At 38.9% G+C, this 24,292-nt stretch carries 32 protein-coding genes and 1 pseudogene; 21 read left to right on the forward strand and 12 right to left on the reverse strand.

What is annotated here, in order from left to right; translation table 11 throughout:
* Positions 1 to 17 precede the first annotated feature (17 nt).
* From ACFW35_RS04120 to hxlA, 6 genes are all read right to left on the reverse strand, one after another.
* Positions 18 to 1,043: an LLM class flavin-dependent oxidoreductase gene (locus ACFW35_RS04120; protein ID WP_379847380.1), complete on the reverse strand. Its 1,026-nt coding sequence runs from the start codon at positions 1,041 to 1,043 to the stop codon at positions 18 to 20.
* Positions 1,044 to 1,199: 156 nt separating this feature from the next.
* Positions 1,200 to 1,382: a hypothetical protein gene (locus tag ACFW35_RS04125; RefSeq protein WP_379843979.1), complete on the reverse strand. Its 183-nt coding sequence runs from the start codon at positions 1,380 to 1,382 to the stop codon at positions 1,200 to 1,202.
* An 82-nt stretch (positions 1,383 to 1,464) separates the two neighbouring features.
* Positions 1,465 to 2,430: a TIGR03571 family LLM class oxidoreductase gene (locus tag ACFW35_RS04130; protein WP_379843980.1), complete on the reverse strand. Its 966-nt coding sequence runs from the start codon at positions 2,428 to 2,430 to the stop codon at positions 1,465 to 1,467.
* Between the two features lie 20 nt (positions 2,431 to 2,450).
* Positions 2,451 to 2,774 (reverse strand): ArsR/SmtB family transcription factor, encoded by a 324-nt coding sequence (locus ACFW35_RS04135; RefSeq protein ID WP_379847381.1) that lies wholly within the window; start codon positions 2,772 to 2,774, stop codon positions 2,451 to 2,453.
* Positions 2,775 to 3,395: 621 nt separating this feature from the next.
* Entirely contained in the window at positions 3,396 to 3,953 is a 558-nt protein-coding gene (gene hxlB, locus ACFW35_RS04140; protein WP_379843982.1) for a 6-phospho-3-hexuloisomerase, read from the reverse strand.
* Positions 3,954 to 3,961: 8 nt separating this feature from the next.
* Positions 3,962 to 4,594: a 3-hexulose-6-phosphate synthase gene (gene hxlA, locus ACFW35_RS04145; RefSeq protein WP_379843983.1), complete on the reverse strand. Its 633-nt coding sequence runs from the start codon at positions 4,592 to 4,594 to the stop codon at positions 3,962 to 3,964.
* Between the two features lie 203 nt (positions 4,595 to 4,797).
* On the opposite strand from hxlA, the gene ACFW35_RS04150 reads away from it, so the two are divergent.
* From ACFW35_RS04150 to ACFW35_RS04215, 14 genes and pseudogenes are all read left to right on the forward strand, one after another.
* Positions 4,798 to 5,148, forward strand: coding sequence for a winged helix-turn-helix transcriptional regulator (locus tag ACFW35_RS04150; protein ID WP_379843985.1), 351 nt, complete (start codon positions 4,798 to 4,800; stop codon positions 5,146 to 5,148).
* Between the two features lie 69 nt (positions 5,149 to 5,217).
* Positions 5,218 to 5,490: pseudogene (locus ACFW35_RS04155) on the forward strand (Tn3 family transposase); the annotation flags it as partial.
* Between the two features lie 521 nt (positions 5,491 to 6,011).
* Positions 6,012 to 6,563 carry a DJ-1/PfpI family protein gene (locus tag ACFW35_RS04160; RefSeq protein WP_379843986.1) on the forward strand — a complete coding sequence of 184 codons (552 nt, stop codon included), beginning with the start codon at positions 6,012 to 6,014 and terminating at the stop codon, positions 6,561 to 6,563.
* A 255-nt stretch (positions 6,564 to 6,818) separates the two neighbouring features.
* Entirely contained in the window at positions 6,819 to 7,259 is a 441-nt protein-coding gene (locus ACFW35_RS04165; RefSeq protein WP_066238972.1) for an Rrf2 family transcriptional regulator, read from the forward strand.
* Positions 7,260 to 7,381: 122 nt separating this feature from the next.
* A complete protein-coding gene (locus ACFW35_RS04170; RefSeq protein ID WP_379843988.1) occupies positions 7,382 to 8,245 on the forward strand; it encodes an SDR family oxidoreductase in 864 nt (287 codons plus the stop codon).
* A gap of 311 nt (positions 8,246 to 8,556) precedes the next feature.
* On the forward strand, positions 8,557 to 9,549 hold the full coding sequence (locus tag ACFW35_RS04175) for an LLM class flavin-dependent oxidoreductase (RefSeq protein WP_379843990.1): 993 nt from the start codon (positions 8,557 to 8,559) through the stop codon (positions 9,547 to 9,549).
* A gap of 116 nt (positions 9,550 to 9,665) precedes the next feature.
* The gene (locus tag ACFW35_RS04180) at positions 9,666 to 10,040 is read left to right on the forward strand and encodes a PaaI family thioesterase (protein WP_379843991.1); all 375 of its coding nucleotides are present in this window, start codon (positions 9,666 to 9,668) and stop codon (positions 10,038 to 10,040) included.
* A 253-nt stretch (positions 10,041 to 10,293) separates the two neighbouring features.
* Entirely contained in the window at positions 10,294 to 11,781 is a 1,488-nt protein-coding gene (locus ACFW35_RS04185) for a spore germination protein (protein ID WP_379843993.1), read from the forward strand.
* A 4-nt stretch (positions 11,782 to 11,785) separates the two neighbouring features.
* Positions 11,786 to 12,901 (forward strand): GerAB/ArcD/ProY family transporter, encoded by a 1,116-nt coding sequence (locus tag ACFW35_RS04190; protein WP_379843994.1) that lies wholly within the window; start codon positions 11,786 to 11,788, stop codon positions 12,899 to 12,901.
* A gap of 1 nt (position 12,902) precedes the next feature.
* Entirely contained in the window at positions 12,903 to 13,982 is a 1,080-nt protein-coding gene (locus ACFW35_RS04195; RefSeq protein WP_379843996.1) for a Ger(x)C family spore germination protein, read from the forward strand.
* 99 nt (positions 13,983 to 14,081) lie between these two features.
* Entirely contained in the window at positions 14,082 to 14,393 is a 312-nt protein-coding gene (locus ACFW35_RS04200; protein ID WP_379843997.1) for an SRPBCC domain-containing protein, read from the forward strand.
* A 122-nt stretch (positions 14,394 to 14,515) separates the two neighbouring features.
* Positions 14,516 to 15,262 carry an oxygen-insensitive NADPH nitroreductase gene (gene nfsA / locus ACFW35_RS04205; RefSeq protein WP_379843999.1) on the forward strand — a complete coding sequence of 249 codons (747 nt, stop codon included), beginning with the start codon at positions 14,516 to 14,518 and terminating at the stop codon, positions 15,260 to 15,262.
* Positions 15,263 to 15,289: 27 nt separating this feature from the next.
* Complete coding sequence (locus tag ACFW35_RS04210) at positions 15,290 to 16,132, forward strand: DUF72 domain-containing protein (protein ID WP_379844001.1); 843 nt, start codon at positions 15,290 to 15,292, stop codon at positions 16,130 to 16,132.
* Positions 16,133 to 16,227: 95 nt separating this feature from the next.
* The gene (locus tag ACFW35_RS04215; RefSeq protein ID WP_379844002.1) at positions 16,228 to 16,440 is read left to right on the forward strand and encodes a hypothetical protein; all 213 of its coding nucleotides are present in this window, start codon (positions 16,228 to 16,230) and stop codon (positions 16,438 to 16,440) included.
* Between the two features lie 34 nt (positions 16,441 to 16,474).
* On the opposite strand, the gene ACFW35_RS04220 is transcribed toward ACFW35_RS04215, so the two are convergent.
* Together ACFW35_RS04220 and ACFW35_RS04225 are read right to left on the reverse strand one after the other, a co-directional pair.
* Complete coding sequence (locus tag ACFW35_RS04220; RefSeq protein ID WP_379844004.1) at positions 16,475 to 16,777, reverse strand: YunC family protein; 303 nt, start codon at positions 16,775 to 16,777, stop codon at positions 16,475 to 16,477.
* Between the two features lie 100 nt (positions 16,778 to 16,877).
* Positions 16,878 to 17,003, reverse strand: coding sequence for a hypothetical protein (locus ACFW35_RS04225; protein WP_379844005.1), 126 nt, complete (start codon positions 17,001 to 17,003; stop codon positions 16,878 to 16,880).
* 228 nt (positions 17,004 to 17,231) lie between these two features.
* Between ACFW35_RS04225 and ACFW35_RS04230 the strand changes: the two genes are divergently transcribed.
* The 5 genes from ACFW35_RS04230 (at position 17,232) to ACFW35_RS04250 (ending at position 19,839) form a co-directional block, all read left to right on the forward strand.
* Complete coding sequence (locus ACFW35_RS04230) at positions 17,232 to 18,026, forward strand: thymidylate synthase (RefSeq protein ID WP_379844007.1); 795 nt, start codon at positions 17,232 to 17,234, stop codon at positions 18,024 to 18,026.
* Entirely contained in the window at positions 18,023 to 18,505 is a 483-nt protein-coding gene (locus ACFW35_RS04235; protein WP_379844008.1) for a dihydrofolate reductase, read from the forward strand. The genes ACFW35_RS04230 and ACFW35_RS04235 overlap by 4 nt, the downstream gene beginning before the upstream one ends.
* Positions 18,506 to 18,561: 56 nt before the next feature.
* Positions 18,562 to 19,419: a sporulation protein YunB gene (gene yunB / locus ACFW35_RS04240; RefSeq protein WP_379844010.1), complete on the forward strand. Its 858-nt coding sequence runs from the start codon at positions 18,562 to 18,564 to the stop codon at positions 19,417 to 19,419.
* Positions 19,420 to 19,514: 95 nt separating this feature from the next.
* The gene (locus tag ACFW35_RS04245) at positions 19,515 to 19,733 is read left to right on the forward strand and encodes a hypothetical protein (RefSeq protein WP_379844012.1); all 219 of its coding nucleotides are present in this window, start codon (positions 19,515 to 19,517) and stop codon (positions 19,731 to 19,733) included.
* A 1-nt stretch (position 19,734) separates the two neighbouring features.
* Positions 19,735 to 19,839, forward strand: a complete 105-nt coding sequence (locus ACFW35_RS04250; protein ID WP_379844013.1) for a methionine/alanine import family NSS transporter small subunit — start codon at positions 19,735 to 19,737, stop codon at positions 19,837 to 19,839.
* A 138-nt stretch (positions 19,840 to 19,977) separates the two neighbouring features.
* On the opposite strand, the gene ACFW35_RS04255 is transcribed toward ACFW35_RS04250, so the two are convergent.
* Positions 19,978 to 20,979, reverse strand: a complete 1,002-nt coding sequence (locus tag ACFW35_RS04255; RefSeq protein WP_379844015.1) for a M23 family metallopeptidase — start codon at positions 20,977 to 20,979, stop codon at positions 19,978 to 19,980.
* A 190-nt stretch (positions 20,980 to 21,169) separates the two neighbouring features.
* On the opposite strand from ACFW35_RS04255, the gene lipA reads away from it, so the two are divergent.
* On the forward strand, positions 21,170 to 22,054 hold the full coding sequence (lipA, locus tag ACFW35_RS04260; protein WP_077359568.1) for a lipoyl synthase: 885 nt from the start codon (positions 21,170 to 21,172) through the stop codon (positions 22,052 to 22,054).
* A gap of 37 nt (positions 22,055 to 22,091) precedes the next feature.
* On the opposite strand, the gene ACFW35_RS04265 is transcribed toward lipA, so the two are convergent.
* Positions 22,092 to 22,703: a YhcN/YlaJ family sporulation lipoprotein gene (locus tag ACFW35_RS04265; RefSeq protein ID WP_379844017.1), complete on the reverse strand. Its 612-nt coding sequence runs from the start codon at positions 22,701 to 22,703 to the stop codon at positions 22,092 to 22,094.
* Between the two features lie 122 nt (positions 22,704 to 22,825).
* Here ACFW35_RS04265 and ACFW35_RS04270 point away from each other — a divergent pair, with 122 nt between their 5' ends.
* Positions 22,826 to 23,101 carry a YutD family protein gene (locus tag ACFW35_RS04270; RefSeq protein WP_077359566.1) on the forward strand — a complete coding sequence of 92 codons (276 nt, stop codon included), beginning with the start codon at positions 22,826 to 22,828 and terminating at the stop codon, positions 23,099 to 23,101.
* A 23-nt stretch (positions 23,102 to 23,124) separates the two neighbouring features.
* Here the strand turns inward: ACFW35_RS04270 and ACFW35_RS04275 are convergent, their stop codons facing one another.
* Together ACFW35_RS04275 and ACFW35_RS04280 are read right to left on the reverse strand one after the other, a co-directional pair.
* The gene (locus ACFW35_RS04275; protein ID WP_172827368.1) at positions 23,125 to 23,421 is read right to left on the reverse strand and encodes a hypothetical protein; all 297 of its coding nucleotides are present in this window, start codon (positions 23,419 to 23,421) and stop codon (positions 23,125 to 23,127) included.
* A gap of 504 nt (positions 23,422 to 23,925) precedes the next feature.
* Positions 23,926 to 24,195 (reverse strand): DUF3055 domain-containing protein, encoded by a 270-nt coding sequence (locus ACFW35_RS04280; protein WP_066292236.1) that lies wholly within the window; start codon positions 24,193 to 24,195, stop codon positions 23,926 to 23,928.
* Positions 24,196 to 24,292: the final 97 nt, after the last annotated feature.

The following is a 24,292-nucleotide window of genomic DNA, read 5'->3' on the forward strand; positions in this document are numbered from 1 at the left end:
AAATTCATAGTTTTGACCTATTTTAGCTTAGTAATTTCTGCCAATATTTCAAAGGAACGGAGGCGGGCCTTATGATCGTAAACCTGGGCGATTGCCATGATTTCATCGGCTTGACTTTCATCCTGAAACTTTTCCAGCTTTTCTTTTACGGTTTGAGGACTGCCGACAATCGAAGTTCCTAATTGATTCTCAAGGGCAGCTATTTCATAGTCGCTCGCTATATCATTAATATTATCCACTGGCGGCTGCAATGGGATTTCCTTCCCGCGCATCAAATTCAAGAACTGCTGCTGCAATGTTGTAGCGAGCCGCTCAGCTTCTTGATCTGTGTCGGCCGCAATGATGTTTAGCCCTACCATTGCATGCGGCTTGTCCAGTACTTTAGAAGGCTTAAACGAACGGCGATACAGCTGGATAGCCGGCAGTGTGTTATGTGGCGAGAAATGGCTCGCAAATGCAAACGGCAGTCCAAGCTCTCCTGCCAGCTGGGCACTGTATCCGCTTGAACCTAACAGCCAAATAGGTATGTTTAATCCCTCACCCGGAATTGCTTTAACATGACTATATCCTTGTGCCAGGGAAGGGTCAAAGTAATTCCGGAGCTCAGCCAGCTGCTCAGGGAAATCTTCTCCTGAACTTCTCAAGTCACGTCTTAATGCACGTGCTGTAAGCTGATCAGTGCCTGGTGCACGGCCCAAGCCAAGATCAATACGTCCTGGATATAATGATTCCAAAGTACCGAATTGCTCAGCAATAACAAGAGGTGCATGATTCGGCAGCATAATGCCGCCTGAACCTACCCGGATTTTTGATGTGCCTGCTGCAACATGGGAAATGACTACCGATGTTGCAGAGCTGGCGATAAATGGCATATTATGATGCTCAGCGAGCCAATATCGGTTGTACCCCAGCTTTTCAGCAAGCCGGGCCAGCTCCAAAGTATTGCCAAAAGAATCTGCCGGCGTACTTCCCTCTGCAATTGGAGAGAGGTCCAGGACCGAGAATGGAATATCCGTAATTTGTTTTGTATCATTTTCAGGCATATGCTCATCTTCTTTCTTTAAAAATTTCATTTAAATCCTATTAACGAATTTACAGGTTGTTTTCTTTGTCTTCTTTTACTGCTTTAATCTAAATCACATTATTGTAACTGGTTTAATATCTGCAGAAAATACATCCTTTATTAGACTAGACACTGTTTAATTTACTGCAGCCTGAGCCAAAATTTCATAAAAGCCGCGAAAAGATGAGAATAATGAGTAAGCAGCATTGCGCCATTCAATACGCATTTTTTCCATGACAGAGGCTGCTCGTCCAACTAGAATCGGGGTGACTAAACTCGCCATTCCTGCCCAAATATGATGTTCAGCAAGCCAAAACATTTTTATCTCCATGCTCTGATTTCTTTGCGTAGATCAAGCATGTTTTGAAGGGAAAGATCTATTTTCTTTGTCAATTGAATTTTTAAAGCTGGCCCGTACCTTTATGGGTTGGAAAGCAGGGTAAAACAAATTCTCCAAGTTCCTGGATTACTTCCTCTGGAGGGCGCTTGGAAAAATACAGAACAAACGCCAAATGGTTGACACCAATCGCTTGAAATTGATGAAGTAGGTCAACTAAACGGTTTCTTCCCACGGAATAACCTAAAGGTATGGGGACAGGCATTTCATCGGGCTTTTCCGATAAATCGATGAACAAGCTTTGAGAGAAGGGTTTAAAATCTCCTGGAGCATGAACTTCAGTTAAAGCACGATAATCCTGGATAATCTGCTCCTGTTGAATAATGCTTCTTGGGTATTGAATCCACCCATCCCCATTCCTGGCTATCCAATTGATAGACTGATTGCCAAATCCAGTCATCATGGTCGGAATGGAAGATACGGGCTTTGGGATTAACCTCATATCTGTACCATCGATCAGCCCGGTGTGGCTGTGGATTGTCGGCTGATCCTCTTTTAAAAGCCGGTCGAGAATTTCGAAATTTTCTTTAAATAACAGACCGCTTTCTTGCTTGGATATCCCCATAGCTGTAAAGTCTTTTTCCCTGTCCCCGGATCCCACTCCCATAATCAATCGACCTGGAAACAATTGATCGATTGATGCAGCTTCCTTGGCTACCCTGACGGGGTGGCGCAAAGGGAGAACTACACTTCCTGTCACTAACGCAATGTGCTTCGTATAGGCAGCAAGATACGTCAAATAAATCCATAAATCGTACTTTTGGCCGTTATCATCAATATTCAAATTTTGCATCGTAATATCACGGAGCCATAATGAAGCAAAGCCATATTCCTCAATTTTACGGGCAAGCTCCAGCTGATTCTCCATAATCGGATTTTTAGACATCCTGGCAGTCGGGAGGACAAATCCGAGTGTCATTTTGTCTTTCTTGTACATGCTGCTATAAGCACGATGATTTTGAAAACTCACTGTTGGTCCTCCTTAAAAGGTTATATTTTTAAGCCTATATACTTTTCAAACTGTTTAATGGTTTCCTCATTGCGTCGATAATAAGTCCATTGTCCGATTCGTTTCATTTCCACCAGCCCGCTTTGCAATAGGATAGACAAATACTGGGAGGTAGTGGACTGTGATAGTCCTGCTTTGCTGCAAATATCACTAACACAAACCCCGCCATCAAAGCCTTTACCTTTGATGACATGGGCCTGCGGGGAAAAATTATTATCTGGTTCTTTCAACATTTGCAGAATATTTACTCTTATTTGATTTGACAGAGCCTTGAAAATTTCAACTGCCTGTTCGTCATTTATCATATTTGATTCCCGATTCAACGGTACCCGCCCCTTTCTGAACTTATTAAAAGGCTATTTTGCTTGGAATGCGTATAAACTAATCGAACAAAAGGATATTGATAATTTGCGATATCTCTATATTATTTTCCTTTATACCCAAAATCAAATTTTATGCTTTAGACATGGCTAGGAAACGGCTTTAAAGGAACTACACAAATTAGCTTAGAGGTTATGTTTTTCGGTGTCATCCAAAAACACGTTTTGATTTCAAACAGATGTCATTGATCATAGATGAAGCTTCTAAATTAGGAGATAAATCTTCGGAAGTATTGCCATATGCCACTTATCCTACTCATATAACCAAATCTAAACATTTTAAAAGTATAACAGAAACTAATATAGACATGGGTCCTACCAGTAATATTGGTGATAACCCAAATAAAGCTCATAATGTGAGTGATGGCTAAATTATTGGCTGTGCTCCACCAATATTGATCTCAATCCGGCCAAAGAAGGGACTGAATTAGAGGCTATTTTTCTTTCCTGTATGGGACTGTGTTATTTGTAATATGCATTAAAGACCGCAATTCATAAAAGAAATGAATGCGGTCTTTACGATGTTTCCATATTTTATAAAGTGTACTATTCGAGATTGGCATGTTTGCCGTACATTTTAGTAGAGTCTAAGCCTTTTTTTTCCATGAAACGCAAGATCAATGCATCATAAAATAATAACATCGTTTGCTCAAAAAGTGACCCCATTGGTTGTATGGTCTTATATTCACTTTCAGATTGATCTTTCGGTGATCCAGGCAATTTAATGATAATATCAGCTAATTTTCCAATCGTGGAGTCAGGGAAAATCGTTACAGCTGCGACTGTCCCACCTAAACTTTTTGCTTTTTCAGCGATTGAAACCAAGGTTTTCGTTTCACCTGAACCTGAACCGATGATCAACAAATCATCTTTTTCTAAATTTGCTGTTACAGTTTCACCGACTACATAAGCATCGATCCCCATGTGCATCATTCTCATCACGAAAGATTTGCCCATAAATCCAGATCTGCCCGCACCTGCAACAAAGATTTTTTTAGATTCCAGAATCTTATTAACCAACTTCTCTGCTTCTTCGTCAGAGATTAAGTCGACTGTCCGACTTAATTCTTGAACGACTTCAGCTAAATATTGAGTAGTTTTCATAGTTATAATTAACCTTTTTTAATCAATTCTTGCATTTTAGCTGCAACTGCTTTTTTATCGTCTTTGCTTGTGATACCGCCACCTACGATGATAAGATCTGGTTGTACTTTAATCACATCTGGAAGTGTTTCTAATTTGATTCCGCCTGCAATAGCCGTTTTCGCATTTTTTACAACGCTCTTAATGGTTGCAAGGTCTTCGAAAGAATTTTTTCCTACAGCTTGAAGGTCATAACCTGTGTGAACGCAGATATAATCTACTCCAAGTTCATCCAGTTCTTTCGCACGACTTTTAATGTCTTTAACTGCGATCATATCAGCAAGGATTTGTTTACCTTGTTTTTTTGCTTCTTCTACAGCACCTTTAATGGACTCGTCTTCAGCTGTACCAAGAATGGTGATGATGTCAGCGCCTGCTGCAGATGCTTGGCTAACTTCATATCCAGCTGCATCCATGATTTTAAGATCAGCTAATACAGTTAAGTTAGGGAAGGCAGCTTTCACTTCCTTTACTGCTTTAAGGCCTTCATTAATCACAACCGGCGTGCCTATTTCTACAACATCTATATGGTTTTCCACTTCTTTCACCAATTCAATGGCTCCTGGAATATCTACAAGATCTAATGCTAATTGTAATTTCATTTATTACTCTCTCCTTATATAATATTTAATTGTGCCGTATAGTTTTCTTTTGCACGGTGTTATTGTATCCAATTGATAGCTATTTACTAACGGTACGAAACTCACTATACTGGGTATGTTGCTAAATTAAAAGTATGCACTTTTTTATCATATAGTAACAAAAAGTATACTATGGGACATAATAAGAATTGGAGGTGAAATAAATGCCGAATCTTGGAGATAAAGTGTTTAATTGTGAAAAAGAATTGACTCTTTCGATTATTGGCGGAAAGTGGAAAATGCTGGTATTGTGGCATCTAGGAAAAGAAGGAACCAAACGTTTTGGTGAACTAAAGGCCCTCATGCCTGGTATCACTCAAAGAATGCTTGTTAATCAATTGCGTGAACTTGAAGACCATTTGATTGTTCATCGTGAAGTCTATCCTGTCGTTCCGCCAAAAGTTGAATATTCACTCACTGAGTATGGAAGAAGTCTGATGCCTATTCTGGATGCTATGTATGACTGGGGTAAAGATTATATTGAGAATGTATTGGAAAAAGAAACAGAAAAATAATCGTCTATCCAGTAAAAAAAAGAGTTTCTCTTAGGGATTCGAAAAAGTGTAAACTCTGGCACGATCTGCTCCAAGGAGTTCTTTTTTGGTTTAGATGGCATCATTTTCGAAAATGATCCAGAATAACAAGAAAAGCGAATTAAATATAATGATTTAGTTGCCAACGCAGTAATATTCCAAAATGTATGTGACATAACACTTATTTTGTGGGAACTTTCTAAAGAAGGCTATGTATTTTCAAAAGAAGATATTGTCATGCTTAGCCCATATTTGACTAGGTTATATAAAACATTTAGAAATGTTCCACAACCATTCGAGGGAGATATTCCTGTATCGTATTAAAATAGTAAAAAGTAAAAAGGGTTGTATATGGGAATTGATTCCATGCTATGACCCTTTTTACATGTAGATCGTTCATACCCCTAAGGCTTCCTGGCTTCATATCCAAAGTAAACACTAAATCCAATCGATAAAAATAATAAAGAATTGGAAGACTGTTTTTTGTGTGATCGTTGAAGCAAGTTCAGTTCCTAGAATACCCATCCAAAATACAATTTAACCTGAAGATATAGTAATCATCACACCTAAAAAAAGGATTTCAATAGTGTTTTCTTTCCTTCAATGGTCGCTTCAACATACCATTATACATAAAAATAAAATAATCGATTGGTATCATGCTTGAAGAGATTTCGGTATAAAGCCTCAGAAACATCAATTGAAGTAGTGTCGATCCATATTTGCGAAAAATGCCTTAATGTCCATTCCATATTTATGTATATGTTTTGAGCATTTAAGCAATATAAACTTGTTGGGTTGTAACTTATAGATCTAACTATTATTTCATTAAACAGGAGGCTATTTTCGTGAGCAAAAAAATACTCATTGTTACAGGAGATGCGGTAGAAGCACTCGAGGTTTTTTATCCTTATTACCGTTGTTTAGAGGAGGGGTATGATGTAACGATTGCTTCTCCTGCAGTCAAGAAGCTGCATACGGTTGTCCATGATTTTATAGAGGGCATGGAGACGTTTGTGGAAAAACCAGCTTACGATCTTAAATCTCATGCCGCATTTACTGATATTAGCCCAGAGGAATTTGATGGCCTGATTATTCCAGGAGGTCGCGCACCTGAATATATCCGTATGAATGAAGCTGTGACACCTATTATCAGTCACTTTTTTCGGGAAAATAAGCCTGTTGGAGCAATTTGTCATGCGGCTCAGTTATTGACTGTTATTCCTGAATTGATGCAAGGGCGAGAATATACAGCCTACCCTTCTTGTAGACCTGATGTGTTGGCCTGTGGAGCAAAGTACATCGACGAACAGATACATATACATCAAAACCTTGTATCGGGTCAAGCTTGGCCGGATCTACCAGGATTTATGCGGGAATTTCTTAGTTTACTGAAATAGGTGTTCATATCAATTGAATATGGAGAACTAATTAATGGACGTAATGGGTTTCCTGACCCCAACAGACTTCATACTTTAACCGTAAAGCTTTTGCTCTACGGTTAATATTTTTTCTAAGTTCACTATAGGCATCTGTATACTTAATAACTATGCCATTGTAATTTTTTCAAACACTTTACGCTCATCCTAGAAACTCAATGCCTTGACATCCGTTTTTGGTGAAACTAAAATGGTTACATCGAGAGGGTGAAAGATATGAAAAAAATTAGCAGTCGTTTTTCCGTCGCTGTTCACATTCTATCTCTTCTCGCATTAAGCCCATCTCCATGTACATCCGAGTTTATTGCAGAAAGCGTCAAGACAAATCCAGTTATCATTCGTAGGATTATCGGGAAGCTGAAAAAAGCTGGATTAGTCAATGTACGACCTGGAGCTGGAGGGGCATACTTAACGAAAGAGAAGGATGAAATAACGTTGCTTGATGTGTATCGGGCAGTCGAAGTTGTCGAGGAGGATGAACTCTTTCATTTTCATGAGAATCCCAATCCTGAATGTCCAGTAGGTGCTAATATCGAATCTGTATTTCGATCCAAGATGCTTCAAGCCCAAATGGTCTTAGAAAGGGAACTAGCTAACGTTACTCTTGGTCAAATGGTAACGGAAATAAGCAAAAAAACTAGCTCATTAGAGAGCTAATTTTTTCATATGTGTTGTAACCACTTTGGTTATAGTGAAATTTTTTTGAGTTCGTTGTAACCATTTTGGTTATACTACCATCTCTTGAAACCATTTTTTAAAAAGAAGGGAAGGATTTACGAATGTCAATCGTTGTAACTGGTGCAACTGGATTATTAGGAAATCTTGTTATTCAACACTTACTAAAAAAAGTGCCTGCCAATCAGATAGTGGCAAGTGTTCGAAATGTAGAAAAAGCTTCCGATTTAGAAAAGCTTGGAGTTGAAGTTCGTCATGGAGATTATATGGATTTTGAATCGATGAAAAAATCCTTTGACGGAGCATCGAAGGTATTATTCATCTCTAGCCCAGACATGGATGATACTCTTCGTGTACGACAGCATGCCAATGTTGTCCAAGCAGCAAGAGATGCAGGTGTAAAACATATAGCTTACACGGGATATGCTTTTGGTGAAGAGTCTAAGATACCGCTAGCACTTGTCCATATGGCTACAGAATTTGCCATCCGTACAACAGGCATACCCTTTACTTTCCTGCGTAATGCTCTCTACACAGAGGTATTCGTCAACCCAGGACTTGGTGGCGCCGTAGAGAGTGGAGAACTTGTAACAAATGCTGGAACAGGAGTCCTTAATGCTGTGACTCGGAATGACCTTGCTTTTGCAGCTGCAACAGCTCTGACGGAGGGTGGCCATGTAAATAAAACCTATAATCTTGTAAACCCAGAGCCTTGGAGCTTCGATAAGCTTGCACAAGTTCTTACTGAAGTCTCGGGTAAAAAGATTGTTCACCGCCCTGTTTCCTATGATGAAATGAAAGATTATCTTATCATTGTAGGTTTGCCAAAACCAGTGGTTGAAATGTCAGCCGGTATTTATCAAGCAGTTTCTGAAGGGGAGACCTCCAGAACTTCTGGAGATTTGCAAAAACTGATTGGTACACCAACTTCATTAGAAGAGGTGGTAAAACAAGCTCTACAAACTTGATGATTTTTACGAAAAACAGATCACAGTTGGATTCAGGTCCATTCAAGTGATCTGTTTTTACTTATATTTTGCTTTAATATGGTTATGTATAATAAGATATGATGATTGTAATAAAGACTGGTATCGAAAGAGAGATCCCATATGAGATTAAGTATTTTAGATCAATCGCCTGATTCTTATGGAAAACCGCTCATAATTATAGGGTGTTAAGCCTTTTTACAAAAGGAACACTCAATCCAGGAATGCGGAAATAGTCCCTATAGCCGGCAAAATTTTATTTATGAGAATTGTTATGAAAGAAGGTCATTTTAATGAAACTGAGTGTACTCGATCAATCTGTCATAAGTAATGCACAAAATGCAAATATTGCCCTACAAAATACAGTACGATTGGCAAAAATTACAGAGGAATTGGGATACACTCGATTTTGGGTAGCTGAGCATCATAATTCAAATGGAATCGCGGGTACATCACCAGAGGTGCTGATCTCAAGTATTGCTTCACATACAAATAAGATACGTGTAGGTTCAGGTGGGGTTTTGCTTCCACAATATAGTCCTTTTAAAGTAGCAGAAAATTTCAAGGTTCTAGATGCATTGTATCCAAATAGAATTGACTTGGGAATCGGGCGTTCACCCGGAGGTTCTTCATCGACTCGGTTAGCCCTCACAGACGGATTGCGAAAAAGTATGAATGAATTCCCAAGACAAGTAACTGACCTACAAGGCTTTATTTATGATCAATTACCCGATTCACACCCTTATCATGATGTGATTGCTTATCCTTCTGTTGAAACAAAACCGCAATTATGGCTTTTAGGTGTCACACATCGAGGGGCAAGATTAGCTGCTGAGAAGGGAACAGCTTTTACCTATGGTCATTTTATCAATCCAATTAATGGGATAAGAACGATGGAAACCTATAGGAATAACTTCCAACCGTCTAGATCTTTAGCTAAACCAAAAACAATCGTGTGTATATTTGTGGTATGTGCTCCAACACAAGAACAAGCAGAAGAAATGGCGCTGAGCCAGGACCTGTGGCTGTTAGCAGTTGAGAAGGGGAGGGATACCCATATTCCCTCTATGCGTGAGTCAAAGAGTATATCATTATCAAAAGAAGACCAGGCAAAAGTAATCGAAAATCGGAATCGAATGGTAATCGGAACTCCTGAGAAGGTAAGAGAGGAACTCCTTAGATTAAGTGAATTTTATCAAACCGACGAATTCATGATCCTGACTAATGTCTATGATTTTCAAGACAAGATTCAATCTTACTCCTTACTGGCGGAAGCATTTCTTTAAGACTTAAAAAGTTTATCTTCTTTCCTTGCAAAACGTTGAATCCATATTAAATGACTTTATGCTATGTTATATGAGGATATCAAAAAATAAACGCCTAATTGTTTGGAGTGAGGACAGTGTTTATACAACAACCATTTGATGAATTCTTAGGTCTTCAATATGAAAGAATTGACGAAAAAAGCGTTAGAGTGGTTTTACCTATTAAACGACTATATTTAAATAGTTTAGGGGTGGTACATGGGGGTATCATATCATCACTCGCTGATGTCGCGATGTGCAATACAATTGATGCTGATGAAAACAATATACAAAAAGTAGTGACAGTAGACCTTAATGTAACCTTTTTAAAAGGCGCAAAAGGGGATTGTTTACTCGCGCATGCACATGTAGTCAAGGAAGGGAGAAACCTTATGCATGCTGATTGTTTAATTTATGATGAGGAGGACCAATTGATTGCAAAAGCTAAGGGAGTGTTTTTCAATAATTGTTAAAACAGCTTAATTACGAATGTACAACAGAACGTTATGAATAAATAAACCTCTTCAGGACTGACCAAGGTTGGTATTCGGGTACATCCAACCTAAAGATAAAGGTTTAGGTTAAAAAAGAAAAAGGGACGATATACCGCTAAGATCACTTGGCGGTTTTTTTGGTTCTTATGTCATTTTCTGATGTTTAAATTGTCTGAATCTGAACATAATAACAAAGATCTATATACATTATCTTATTAGGAGATTGATGTTTATGTTTAGGAAGAGGAAGAGTATAGGGGTAGAAAATCGAATGGAAAATAGCACAGGGGAAGCCCCAAATACTCCTGTCACCCTAGAGGTTCTCCGTGAACGCATAGACAATATGGAAGACGCTGAAGTAATCGAATATCAAACCCAAAACAATAAGATATTTGTATTGATATTTATAGGAACATTGATTGATAAAGCAAGATTAAATGAAGCTGTAATTGAACCTTTACGGCTCTGCAATTATGAAAATATTTCAGCTTGCATCTCTGTCTCTAAAATTACTGATATTACAACGTTGGAAGAGGCTGAAAAGAAATTGATGCTGGGAGCAATCCTTCTTTTTGACACCATTGAAAATCAATGGTGTTCCGTTGATCTTAAAGATCCAACGGGACGTGGGATAGAAACTTCTGAAACAGAAACAATCCTTTATGGCGCAAAAGACAGTTTCAGTGAAAACTTAGAACAAAATATTACATTGATCCGTAGAAGGCTACCACTAACAGCCTTAAAATCAGAGAAATTCACGGTAGGATCACTAACTGAAACAAAGATTGTTTTAATGTATATTGAGGGTTTAACGAATCCTGATTTCATTTCAATTGCTAGGGAAAAAATCAAGAGTATCGACTTTGATCTGATTCTTGACTCATCCCAATTAGCAGCGTTTATGGAAGATCATAATCATAGTGTATTTCCACAATTTCAACATACTGACCGTCCCGATGTGTGTGCATACGCACTAGGCGTAGGCAAACTTACCATTCTAGTGGATAATACACCGTTTGCCCTGAATGCTCCAATCAACTTTTTCCATTTATTCCAATCACCCGAGGATTATATTAATCGCTGGATCGTTGCAAGCTTCTTGCGGATCATAAGATATTTAAGTTTCATGCTCTCCTTGCTGATGATTCCACTATATGTTGCTTTAACGACACATCATTATCAGATGATTCCCTTGCAAATTCTATTCGTCCTTGTGGAAACGAGAAGTCAATTGCCACTAACTCCGTTTTGGGAATCGCTCATTATGTTGGTAACACTTGAGGTCATTAAAGAAGCAAGTCTAAGAATGCCTACGAAATCTGGCCAAACGTTAGGCGTAATCGGTGGTATTGTCGTTGGACAAGCTGCTGTAGAAGCAGGATTCGCTAGTCAAGTTCTGATTGTTTTGGTTGGTATTTCTGCTATTGCTTCGTTTCTTGTGCCGAATTACTTGATGACCAAAGCGACCACATTGATACAGTTTATGCTATTGATCCTTGCTTCATTTCTTGGAGTAATGGGCATCTTTATGGGCATCATTTTACTTTTTGTCCATTTGAATGCACTTACTTCCTTGAAACAACCATATTTTACCCCTGTTTCGCCTTTTTATGGGAAAGATTGGCTTGATCTATTTATCCGTGGACCATTGCAATGGATGAAAACAAGGCCAGAGGCTCTTCATCCTTTACAGAAATGGCGTTATAGCCGTAGGAGATGATACCTTGACTGATTTTTCATTGTTCGAGAAAACCTCTTCGTATCAGGGTATTTATATGACTTTAATGGTCAATAGGATACAAATGTTATATTTTGCGATCATCATGCCCGTTTTTCTTATATATCCCTATATGATTTGGATGATTATCATTGTAGGAATATTATCGCAAATCAGTATATTCATGTTATCGAAATGGTTTAACTCCATGTATGCATCTAAAGGCTACGAAGGTTTTGTAGAACTTTTCGGTGAACGTATGGTACGGTTACTAGCTTTCATCGGAATCGGTTTCATATTATTAAAAGTAATTGTAATTATACTCGGATATATAGAAGTAGCACAACAATTCATCTTCCCTTCAGTGAATACGAATTGGATGCTTCTGTTCATTTTGCTTATTTGCTGGTATGTTACTTCACTAGGGATGGCCAATACGATCCGTTTCATCGTCATCGCTTTTTTATGTACAGCTTGGATGCTATGCTTATTATTGAAATTCCCTTTTCAGCCTTTTGCTACTATACATGATCTATTTCCTTTAATACCATATGAATGGACGATGAAATCATGGAAAGGTGTGCTATTCATCTGGTCAGCCTTTTCTGGCCCGGAATATTTGGTTCTACTTGCGCCTTGGTTCAATAAGAGAGAAAAAATCCTGAAATACATGACAATCGGAAATGCATTTACCATTTTTGAATATGTGTTTATATTTATTGCATCTTTGTTTTTTTTCGGATCACATTATCTTGGAGAAAACAAATTACCGGTGATTGAAATGATACGTTACTTGCAGTCTCCAGCGTTTGAGCGAATCGATATAATTTTAATCTCTGTATATTTATTTCACTTTGTATTCGCCATATCAATCTTCCTGTTACTTTTTTATGGTGCAACTCGTATCACTTTGAAGAAATCGAAAGATCAAACGACTCGATTAGGGTTTTTGCTATGTTGTGCTATATTTTTCATTTGTATAATGATGAGTAATGAATTGTTGTGGGAAAAGGCAACTAATCAAAATATTTTGTTAGAGCTAGAGATATGGGCAGGAGCACTCACTTACTTATTCGTACCATTACTTCTTTTCATCTCTTTAAAGCGAAAGGGCCGTTCCTAGTATGAAACATAAACATACCAAAATACTTTTCGTCATTTTTGTTAATATGATCGTTTTATCTGGCTGTTCACCTATTGCAGAAAAAAATCTGATTGAAGAAATTGCACCTGTGACTTTTTGGTCGATTCAAAAAGGGGAGGATGAGAACTTCCGAATGAGCACTTTGATACCTCCCCTTGTAAAAGAAAAGAAACGCCTTTTGACTGTTCAAGTCGACTTGTTAAAAGAAGGTATGAAGGGTTTCAATTTAAAGTATTATAGAGAATTGAAAGTTGGTCAACTCCGGATGCTGCTGATCAGTGAAGAAATTGCAAAAGAAGGGATCAGTCCATTGATTGATACGATTTTGACAGATCCTGATATTTCTAAACGTTTGTATCTAGCTGTTGTCAGAGGGAATTTCGATGAGTACATCAATAATCAACTGAAAATGCAAGAAGACCTAGATTATTATCTCTATCGGATGTTCAAGCATTACGATAATCAGGGGAAGTTGACAATTATTAATTTGCATCAATTCATGAAGACACTTCATTCACCAGCGCATTCTCCCGTAGTGCCTGTATTTGAAGCGAGTGATGAAAATTTCCAATACCTAGGTACTGGCATATTTAAAAATGACAAATTGATCGAAACCACGAACAAAATGGAAGAGCAAATATTCCAGCTTATCGACAACGATCACTTTTTAAAATATTTTCCGATCCGTGACTTATCTATTGTTCTAGGCCATGTGAAAGCCAATGTCCAATTGAATATGGATAACACATATTCTGAACTGAAGCTCAACGTTCAATTGAACGGACAGCTTGACGAGATTGCCCGGGAACATCAATTGCTCACCCGGGATGAACTTTCAAGATTCGAGTCGGAAATTGAATTGTATTTAGAAAAACAGACTACCAAGTTTTTAAAAAAGCTTCAGGAGAATAAGGTTGACCCTTTACAATTAAGAAAGTATACCATGAGACCTTTCTCAAAACCTCTTAATGGGAGAGAATGGTCAAACAGATGGGAGCGGATGGAGGTCAAAGTCGATTATGACCTTAAAATCCAACCACTAACAGATACCAAAAACTGATCAACCCATCTCTTCCCGTGCAACGGATGAACAGATGTGGTTACTACACGGAGAGAATGGCGACTTATTACTATTTGAAGATGATGGAGACTATCCTTTTTGCTACCTGTTTGGCCAAGTCGAAGCTTTGCTGAAATGGAAGCTGCCAATTTGGAACAGCGTCATCCTCATTACGGACGATTTCTAAGGCTTGAACAAGACCGACTTGTTGAAATAACATGGGTAACAGGTTCTGGGGGAACAGAGGGAGCTGAAACGGTTGTAACCGTTGAAATGGAAGCGGTTCAGAGTGGAACAAAAATCCGCCTTACGCATTCAGGATTTTTAAATGGAGAATCGAGAGGCAAGCATGAAGATGCCTGGCCATTAGTGCTCGAACATCTAGACAAACGAATGTTAAGCAGTTCCTGAATCATCCTTGAATTCTATATGTAATTTCAAAGATAATCCAATTCCTTGGGTTCGCTTTTTTGCTTTGAAAAAGTATATAATGCAATCATCAATCACTATTAGATAAAGGAGCATCCACCCTCATGAATGAAGTGATAGAGACCATATTAGCTCACAAATCAATTCGTAAATTTAAAGACAAATCGATAAGTGAAGAAATGATCACGACACTTGTTGAATGTGCACAGGCTGCCTCAACATCAAGCTATCAGCAGGTATGCACCATTATCGGAGTTGAAGATCAAGAAAAGAAACAAAAACTTGGAGAGCTTGCAGGCAATCAGTCTTATGTTGCTGACAACGGCTATTTCTTTGTTTTTTGTATAGATTATAACCGTCATAAAGTAGCTGCTGAAATGCTGGACAAGAATATTAACGACACCATTCAATCAACAGAAGCTTTCATCGTAGGTACAGTTGATGCTTCCCTTGCTGCACAAAATGTGGCGGTTGCAGCTGAATCCCTAGGACTGGGAATCGTATACATAGGCGGAATCCGAAACAATCTTAAAGAAGTCTCCGAATTGCTCGATTGCCCTGAACATGTGCTGCCTCTGTTTGGCATGGCTATAGGATATCCAGACGCTGAACCAGGCAAGAAACCTCGTTTGCCTATTCCGGCTGTTTTTCATAAGAACGGGTATAAGAAGAATGAGGAAACGGAAAACCTTTTAAAGCAATATGAAAAGGAAACAGCTGAATATTATACGAAGCGCACTGGCGGGAAACGCACGGAAGGATGGGTGACACAAATTACCACTTCAATGTCGTCTCCGAAGCGGGCTTATATGAAAGAATTTGTTCGTAAAAAGGGATTAAATAAAACGTAAAAACTTACAGGCAGGTGAGTTTAAAGAATGATTAAAATAGGTGTAACGGGATGGGGAGATCACGATTCACTTTATCCGGACGGTACTCCTGCAAGAGATAAACTGGCTGTTTACAGCGGTCATTTCCCTGTTGTAGAAGTGGATTCTTCTTTTTATGCGGTTCAGCCTGTAAAAAACTATGAAAAGTGGGTTGCTGCAACTCCGAAAGACTTCTCATTTGTTGTAAAGGCGTATCAAGGAATGACCGGTCATTCCAGAGGAAAGGGACCATTTGATTCTGTTCAACAAATGTTCGAAGCGTTCATACAATCTATACAGCCGGTGATCTCTTCAGGAAAACTGGAGATGGTCCTTTTTCAGTATCCGCCATGGTTTGACTGCAAAAAAGAGAATGTTCAGGTTCTTCGATATGCAAAAGAGATGTTGGGTAATATTCCAGTAGCTTTAGAGTTTCGGAATCAGACATGGTTTAGTGAAGAAATGAAAGAGAAAACACTCCGGTTCATAGATGAAGAAGGATGGATACACACGGTTTGCGATGAGCCGCAGGCTGGTAGCGGATCTATACCGGTTGTCATGCATACAACAGAAGAAAAAACACTGATCCGATTGCATGGCAGAAACGTATACGGATGGAACAGTTCAGGGCAGCCAAATTGGAGAGAAGTACGTTATTTATACCGTTATAATCAAGCAGAGCTGCTGGAGTGGAAAGAACGTATCCAGACGTTAGCTTCCGAAACTAAGAATCTTACAATCTTGTTTAACAACAATTCAGGCGGCGATGCAGCAGATAACGCAAAAGAAATAATTGATCTATTAGAAATAGAATACGATTTTCTGGCACCGCGTCAGCTCGATTTATTTTAGTATTCATTTCCTTATATTACAAATTAGTTTCAAAAGGTAATAAATGATTCACTTTAGTAAATAGCCTGATATACTATTAAGGTGAATTAAATAACGTGAGCTGGATGAAGAAAGTGGGGATCACCTTGGATTTCAAAAAAATGATTCAGATGATGTACTACTTGCAAGTTGCCTTTGTCGTCAGTGGCGTTTATTTGCTGTTTATCTACATATTTACAAACAACTCTGAACGGATTCAATTTCTGACACTGGTGTTATGTATCAATTTAATCTCATTAAAAGTCACCAGAGACCGTTTTAAAGCATAAAGAAAACTGCGCGATGCTGCGCAGTTTTTTATTTTTAAAGCATCTTTAAAAGTGCTTTTCTCCCTTGCATACCAACCTCAATACCTTTTTCCCTTGCTTCAAGTGTAATAGATTCTAAAGGTGCATCCAGCAGCTGATCGATCGTTCTTACTCCTACAGCACGCCCTGCAATAATTTTACGGTCTGCTAACTTTTCATTCAATAAGGCTACATCTAAAGCTCCGCACATAATATATCCATTCTCGTTAAAAACAGCCATAAAATTTGTTTTTGGCAAACGAAGGGTGACAGCGGTAAACGGATGTCCTTCTATCAAAATCGGGTTCATCTCTAACATGCTTCCACTCCTTTCTCCTTACTATTTTTATGTGTAAAAAAGGAAAAAGTGTTAGGTGTTGACGCTAATTTTAAGGCGAAATAATGAATAAAAAAGATGTTTAATCTGAAGATTGGACAGGACTGCTGACTGTGATACGATAAAAAGAAAAGACTTTTTCTAAAAGATTGTTGCTTTTGTCTTGTATTTTTAAAGACTCTTCGTTGACTAGTTGATTGGAGCGCAAGGTGCGAGACTCCTGCGGGATCAGCGTGCCAACCACCTGAGTATACTTCTCAGCAAGGCATGCTACGAGTTTACCTCCTTGGATATGAGATCCCGGCAGGCTTGATTAGCCTAGGGGACTCACAGCACGCCCCGCGGAAAGCGAGCATCCTGGAGCGGAAATCAACCACTTACAATAGCAGCAAAGCTTACGAAAACAGCTAAAGAAAAAAAGAGGAGGCGATAATAGATGAAACAATACTTGGATTTTCTTCAAGATATTTTACATAATGGTACGAAAAAAGAAGATCGGACAGGCACTGGAACGGTCTCTGTATTTGGACGTCAAATGAGATTTGATTTAGAGGAAGGTTTTCCTCTCGTGACAACAAAAAAGCTTCATCTAAAATCAATCATTCATGAACTTTTATGGTTCCTAAAAGGTGATACAAATATCGCCTATCTAAAAGAAAACAAAGTTCGAATCTGGGATGAATGGGCAGATGAAGAAGGGAATTTAGGACCTGTTTACGGCCATCAGTGGCGTTCATGGTCCGCTCCAAACGGTGATACAATCGATCAGATCTCAAACGTCATTGAAGATATAAAAAATAATCCGGATTCCAGAAGATTGATTGTTTCAGCATGGAATCCTGCAGATGTACCAAATATGGCTTTGCCTCCATGTCATTTGCTGTTTCAGTTTTACGTTGCAGATGGAAAGCTTTCATGTCAGTTATATCAGCGTTCTGCGGACAGCTTCCTGGGTGTTCCTTTTAACATCGCTTCATATGCCTTGTTAACGATGATGGTGGCTCAGGTGACAGGTTTAAAGCCTGGAGAATTCGTTCATACAGTAGGTGATGCTCATATCTATCTGAACCATCTTGAGCAAGTTGAGCTGCAACTGACACGCGAGCCTAAGCCATTGCCTAAGATGAAATTGAATCCAGCTGTCAAAAATATTTTTGATTTTACCTTTGATGATTTTGAACTCGTAGATTATGAAGCACATCCTCATATTAAAGGTGAGGTGAGTGTATGATTTCTTTTGTCGTAGCGATGGATGAGAACCGGGCTATTGGGAAAGATAATGATTTGCCTTGGTACCTTCCTAATGATTTAAAGCATTTCAAGAAAACAACGATGGGTAAGCCAATCGTTATGGGCAGAAAAACATACGAATCGATTGGTAAACCCCTCCCTGGACGGGAAAATATCGTAGTTACCAGAGATAAAAGCTATAAGGCAGAAGTGACAACTATTGTTCATTCTGTAGATGAAGTACTGCAAATGAATGCTGATGAAATTTGTGTTATTGGAGGAACTGAGATATTTAAAATGTTCCTGCCCGTTGCAGACCGTCTATATATTACTGAGATCCATCATACGTTTGATGCCGATACTTATTTTCCTGAACTAAATAATAACGAGTGGAAAGAGTTATCCCGAACAGAAGGAATCGTTGATGAGAAAAACAAATATCCTCATGAATTTGTAGTATACGAAAAAATTAAGTCCTAAAACTCGAATGAGCCCCCCTCTTGTCTGCATACATTGTAGGAAAGGGGGGTTACCTTTTGTTTAAACGAAAAAAAATGAGACTGCGAAAAGGGCCGCTTCCGTTTCGATATGTTGTGCTGATTTCCTTTACTCTTTTTGTATTTATCACACTTCAAGGATTGTGGCTGGTGGACCGGGGAATTGAACCTACTTTAATGCATGTAGCTCAAAGAAAAACAGAAGAGATTGCATCCTTGGCGATTAATGAAGCCATTATTAATAAATTGTTTGATTCTATTGATATGCAGGACATTCTAATATCTAAAGAAGACAATGATGGCAATATTGTATATGCAGGAGTAAACCAAAAAATAGTTAACAACGTTCAAAACCAATCGGCAATCGTTGTCCAAGAGTTTTTAAAAGAAATCGAAAAAGGGCGCATTCCAGAGAGCATTGCAGCCTCAGAAGGGCTTAATTTAAAAACCAGTCATTCCAATGAGCCAGGAGTAATCATGGAAATACCATTAGGGCAAGCAACAGAAAACTCTTTACTCGCAAACTTAGGACCAAAAATTCCGATCAAGTTTACAATAGTTGGAGATGTAAACACAGACATCGAAGAGAAAATTGAAACGGTTGGTATCAATAATACGTGGATATCTATTAATATCATTGTAACCGTAAAGGCGAAGGTAGTTATTCCTTTTGCTACTGAAACGGCTACAGTTACGAGACCGATTCAAATCATGGGGCAGTTTATCCCTGGAGAAGTACCTATTTATTATAATCAATCAGGAGATCCGATTCAGCCAGCACTTCCGATTGACCCCAATATAAAAAATAAAGAAGATGCTAAAAAGAAGAAGGAAGAAAATGCTGAAGTATTAGAGGAAAGTTCTGCAGATGAGGTTGCAGAAGAATCAGCTGAATAAGAAGATTTCCTTAATCGCTGTTTCAATAGTCCTAATAATAAAATGGTCCGGTAAAGATAGTGTTAAAGAAAATACAATAAGAGCTTAATTTGGAAGTGTCCGGTTTTAAACCGGGCACTTCTTCTTATATTTATACGACTTCTTTCGCTATATTACGACAAAATTACCTTGCTGAAAATTATGGAGGATATCCCACTGGATTAGTAGTTACTTATGGTTTAGCAGTTGCTGTTGGAGTTATCGTTCTTGGATTCTTACTAAGCTTAGTGAAATGGAAAACAAATGCTGTACAAGAGAAAAGGGAGGTCAGCTAATATGACAGGCTGTGCAATTGCAATGATGGTTATCGGCATGGTGATCCTTTGGGGTGGCTTGCTGGCTAGTATAGCAAATGTGGTACGAGTTTCTAGAAAAAAATAAGAAGAAAGCTGATTTCTCGTTTGAGGAATCAGCTTTTTTACATGTTAAGATCATAAATCAGAGCGCAGCTCGAGATTTATGATCGCCATACGGAATACCCGTTCATCTGAACAAAAAAGAAGTTGCTCCAGCTTCTTTTTATCTTCTCCTGCTATCAATTCTTTCCTGGCGTTCCCACGCTTTTAAGTATGGATAAGGATCAAATGCCCACTCTGTAATTCCGTTATCCCGGTACATACCAAAATGAAGATGCGGCGGAAACTTTCCGGACGTTCCAGGAGGTCCGTAACCCGTACTGCCGACATAGCCAAGCACTGTACCCGGTTCTACGATCGAGCCTTTTTCAATGCTTTTATTAAAACTCCCTAAATGAGCGTAATAATGATACACGTTATTGATATCACGAACCCCGATTCTCCATCCGCCAAAGCGGTTCCATCCTTTAACTTCTACAACGCCATACGAGACAGCTTTTACTGGAACACCATAATCAGCAAAAATATCAGTTCCTTCATGGATACGAAGCCCGCCAAATCCGCGGCGGTCACCCCATGTGCTACGATAGCTGTAGTTGGATCTTAACGGTACAATAAAGCTATGTTTATCTAAAGAAACAGTACCATATGCCTCATAAATCTTTGCGTTTTCCATAATGATATCAACGGCTTTGTCTCTTTGATAATAACTCCAAAGCCCGATTCTGAAATTTTCAATATCGTGACCATGTTTTTGAATGATATCAGCGAATGAAATCAGAATATCTTCATCGTTATGTCGATCAGCAATTCCATCATTGTTGCCATCTTTTCCGATTCCGCCAAACATAGCAATTCGCTCAGGGTTTGTATCGTCCATTATTGGATTGATAGGTCCTGACCATTGAATAGGAGAAAAGTATATGCCGACTAGTCCTTTTCTTGCGGGAAGGTCTCTTCTCGCTTTTCGGACGCTTCTTTCATACTGATCGACACCGGCAAAATAATGCCATGGAATAAGTGTTACAGACTCCATTTTTTTATAAAGGCTCAGCCTGTCAACATCTTCTTTAGTAAATCGCTCGGCGGCCTCGCTGCTTCTTTCCGGAAGAAAGGTCATTAGAAGGGCTGCCAGAGTGAGGAACAGGACTGTGAATTTCCTCATACGTCCCAAACCACTCCTTTCTTTCATTTACCATTAGTTTGTTGAACTTACAAAAAAACATGAAGGAAAAATGCTGGAAAAAACTCATGTTTGGAGTTTTGGCTGTCGTATGGTAGAGTATTGATTGGAATAATGTTTGAATCTAAACAAAAATGTGACTTTCAGACCAAGAAAATTTGGGGTGATGATTATGGCAAAGAAAGAAGAATATGTCCGTAAACCGGAATGGTTAAAAATAAAGCTAAACACGAACGAAAATTATAAAGAACTAAAGAAAATGATGCGTGAGAAGAAGCTACATACCGTTTGTGAAGAAGCGAAATGCCCTAACATTCATGAGTGCTGGGCTGTCCGTAAAACAGCAACATTTATGATCTTAGGAGACATCTGTACCCGAGCATGCCGTTTTTGTGCTGTAAAAACTGGTTTGCCTACTGAATTGGATCTTCAGGAACCGGAACGCGTTGCTGAATCTGTAGAACAAATGGGACTTAAGCACGTAGTAATAACTGCTGTTGCCCGTGACGATTTAAAAGACGGCGGAGCACATGTCTTTGCAGAAACTGTTCGTGCAGTACGCGCACGTAATCCGTTCTGTTCAATCGAAGTTCTTCCATCTGATATGCTTGGTGACATTGACGCACTGAAAACATTGATGGATGCAAAACCGGATATTATGAACCACAACATTGAAACAGTAAGACGACTTTCTCCAAGAGTTCGTGCACGTGCTACCTATGATAGAACGATGGAATTCTTGCGCCGTGCAAAAGAAATGAATGCAAACATTCCAACTAAATCAAGCCTTATGATCGGACTTGGTGAAACATGGGAAGAGATCATCGAAACAATGGATGATCTGCGTGCAAACAACGTAGATATCATGACAATCGGTCAATATTTGCAGCCAACAAAAAAACATTTAAAAGTACAAAAGTATTATACACCTGAAGAGTTTAAAGAACTTCGCGATATTGCTTTCAGCAAAGGATTTAAACATTGTGAATCCGGTCCGCTAGTACGTTCCTCTTATCATGCGGATGAGCAAGTAAATGCCGCAGCCCAAAATATTTAATACAAAAAGACCAGAAGCAAAAATCTGCTTCTGGTTTTTATTTTCCTTCCATTTCACCGCGCATTGGATTTGTTTCACCATTCATTTCACCGTTTTCATTTTCTCCATAGTTCCATTTCTTACCCTGTGGAGATTTCTTCATTTCTTGAATCAGGCGGTCGATGATTCCTTCAATGTCCTCTGTATCATTATTTAAAGCTTGATATTGTTCAATTTTATTAATCATACCTTTTTCATCAGTCACATATACGTGATAATATCTCGGAACAACAGAGAACGCGGTCATTTTAACTTGGTCAGCTGCAGCATTTCTGTCTTTGTTCGTTGTCTTATATCCGATTAATACTTCTTCATCCGTCACAAGAGTCCCTACATCTTTAATATCTGGAAGCTGAAGGACCATGTCTGAGATCATATCTGCAAGCTTTTGACGGTTTAAGTAAGGTACAGCATTTCCTGTTTTAACTTTGTCCCCGGACATATGGCGCATATATCCAAAATCCCCGTAATTCTTGTTGTTGCCAATCCGATTCTCATCTTTAACATTAGTTCTTGAAAATTTATATTCCTGACCCATTTTCTTTTGATCGTCACCGCCGCACCCAGAGAGAACGATGGCTAAACATAAAAACATTCCTAATTTTTTCACAGGTGTTTTCACCTCCTTATTCTTTAGAATGACCTGAAACCGGAATACTTTACAAAGAAATTGTTGGCTGTTAAAGGGCGAAACATGGTAAAATAAGTATCAGGAAATGAGGTGAAGCATTTTTGATTACAGTTGGTAATTATTCCTATGAAGTGATTGAAGATGTACGGGAAGCCTTTAATGAGGAACAATTTAAAGCGCGCTACAGTGAAATTTTACATAAATACGATTATATTGTTGGTGACCTAGGTTACGAACAACTTCGTTTGCGTGGTTTTTTTGAAGATAATCACGAAAAGGCTACGTTCGATACGAAAATCAGTACATTGCCGGAATACATTTATGAATATTGCAATTTCGGCTGTCCGTATTTTGTGTTAAAAAAAGTAAACCCCTGAGTTTTCAGGGGTTTTTCTTTGCTTTATGAGCCGCGAGAATCATCGTAAGGCTGTTCAGAATGATATTCTGGGTCATCATGGGTTGGATGCGCACCAGGATCATGTCTTTCAAGTCCTTCATGCAAGGTTTTATTTTCGTAGTTAAAGGCACTATAGTATCGCTGCTCTTCTCTCCACGGAGTTGATTTACCTAAAGCCCTCTTTATCGGGGAACCATATGGACCTTCAGGCAGATCTTCAGGAAGCACATAGTTGCGACCGGTCTCTACATTCGAAAAGTCAGTATACTGCTTTGTCTCTTTTTCGAACAAAAAAACCATCCTCTCGGGACCAGTTTAGGATAAAGGCTATCTCTATCCTTACTTAAAGTTTGTCCCGTAGAAGATGATTCTTGCTTGGTACATTTTGAGTAAAACCTTATTTGTGAAGTAGTTGATTTCCGTTCCAGGTTGCTCGCTTTCCACGGGGCGTGCGGTGAGCCTCCTGCCGCTTTGCGCCATCAGGAGTCTCCACCTGACCGCTCGTCCCGTAGGAGTCTCGCACCTTGCACTCCAATCAACTTGCAAGGATGCTTTTACAAAACCTAAAAGCAACACCCTTAAGAAATGAGCGTATCTAAAGCCGTTGCTACTGGGTATTTAGGAAACTCTTCCTTGAAAAATTAATTGGAGAGGAAGGGCGAGACTCCTGCAGGATGAGTGGGACAGATGAGACCAATCAATGTCGCTAAGCGACGATTGGGCTCATCGCACACCCTGAGGAAAGCGAGCCCTGCAACGGAAATTAATCTCATTCAAGAGCAACAAAGACTCCCCAAAAAGCCTTTAAATAACCTCCGCTAAAAATTCACGCAGCTCCATAGCATCCTCTTCCGTTAAGTTAAAAGCATGCTCCAAATAGCCTTCTTCTTCTAAATCATCCTGTCCAATAATGGCAAAGTGACTGCCAAGCATATTCAGCACAAGTGATTTTCCGTAATGACGGCTTGTTTTCGTGATAGCTAAATCGAATCGTGTATTTTTCCCCATAAAGCTTACAAAGCGGGTTTCCGTTTTTTCTGTATCGTCATACAAGAAAAATGTTTCATCTGACATATATGAAGCCTCCTCAAATTTCTTAGCGATAATTTTCATTTTTAGGATAAATGAATTCTTTTCTTTTATGTTACACTTTACTTGAGAAACTTACAAA

Source organism: Fictibacillus sp. NPDC058756 (assembly GCF_042746035.1).
Classification (GTDB): Bacteria; Bacillota; Bacilli; order Bacillales; family Fictibacillaceae; genus Fictibacillus.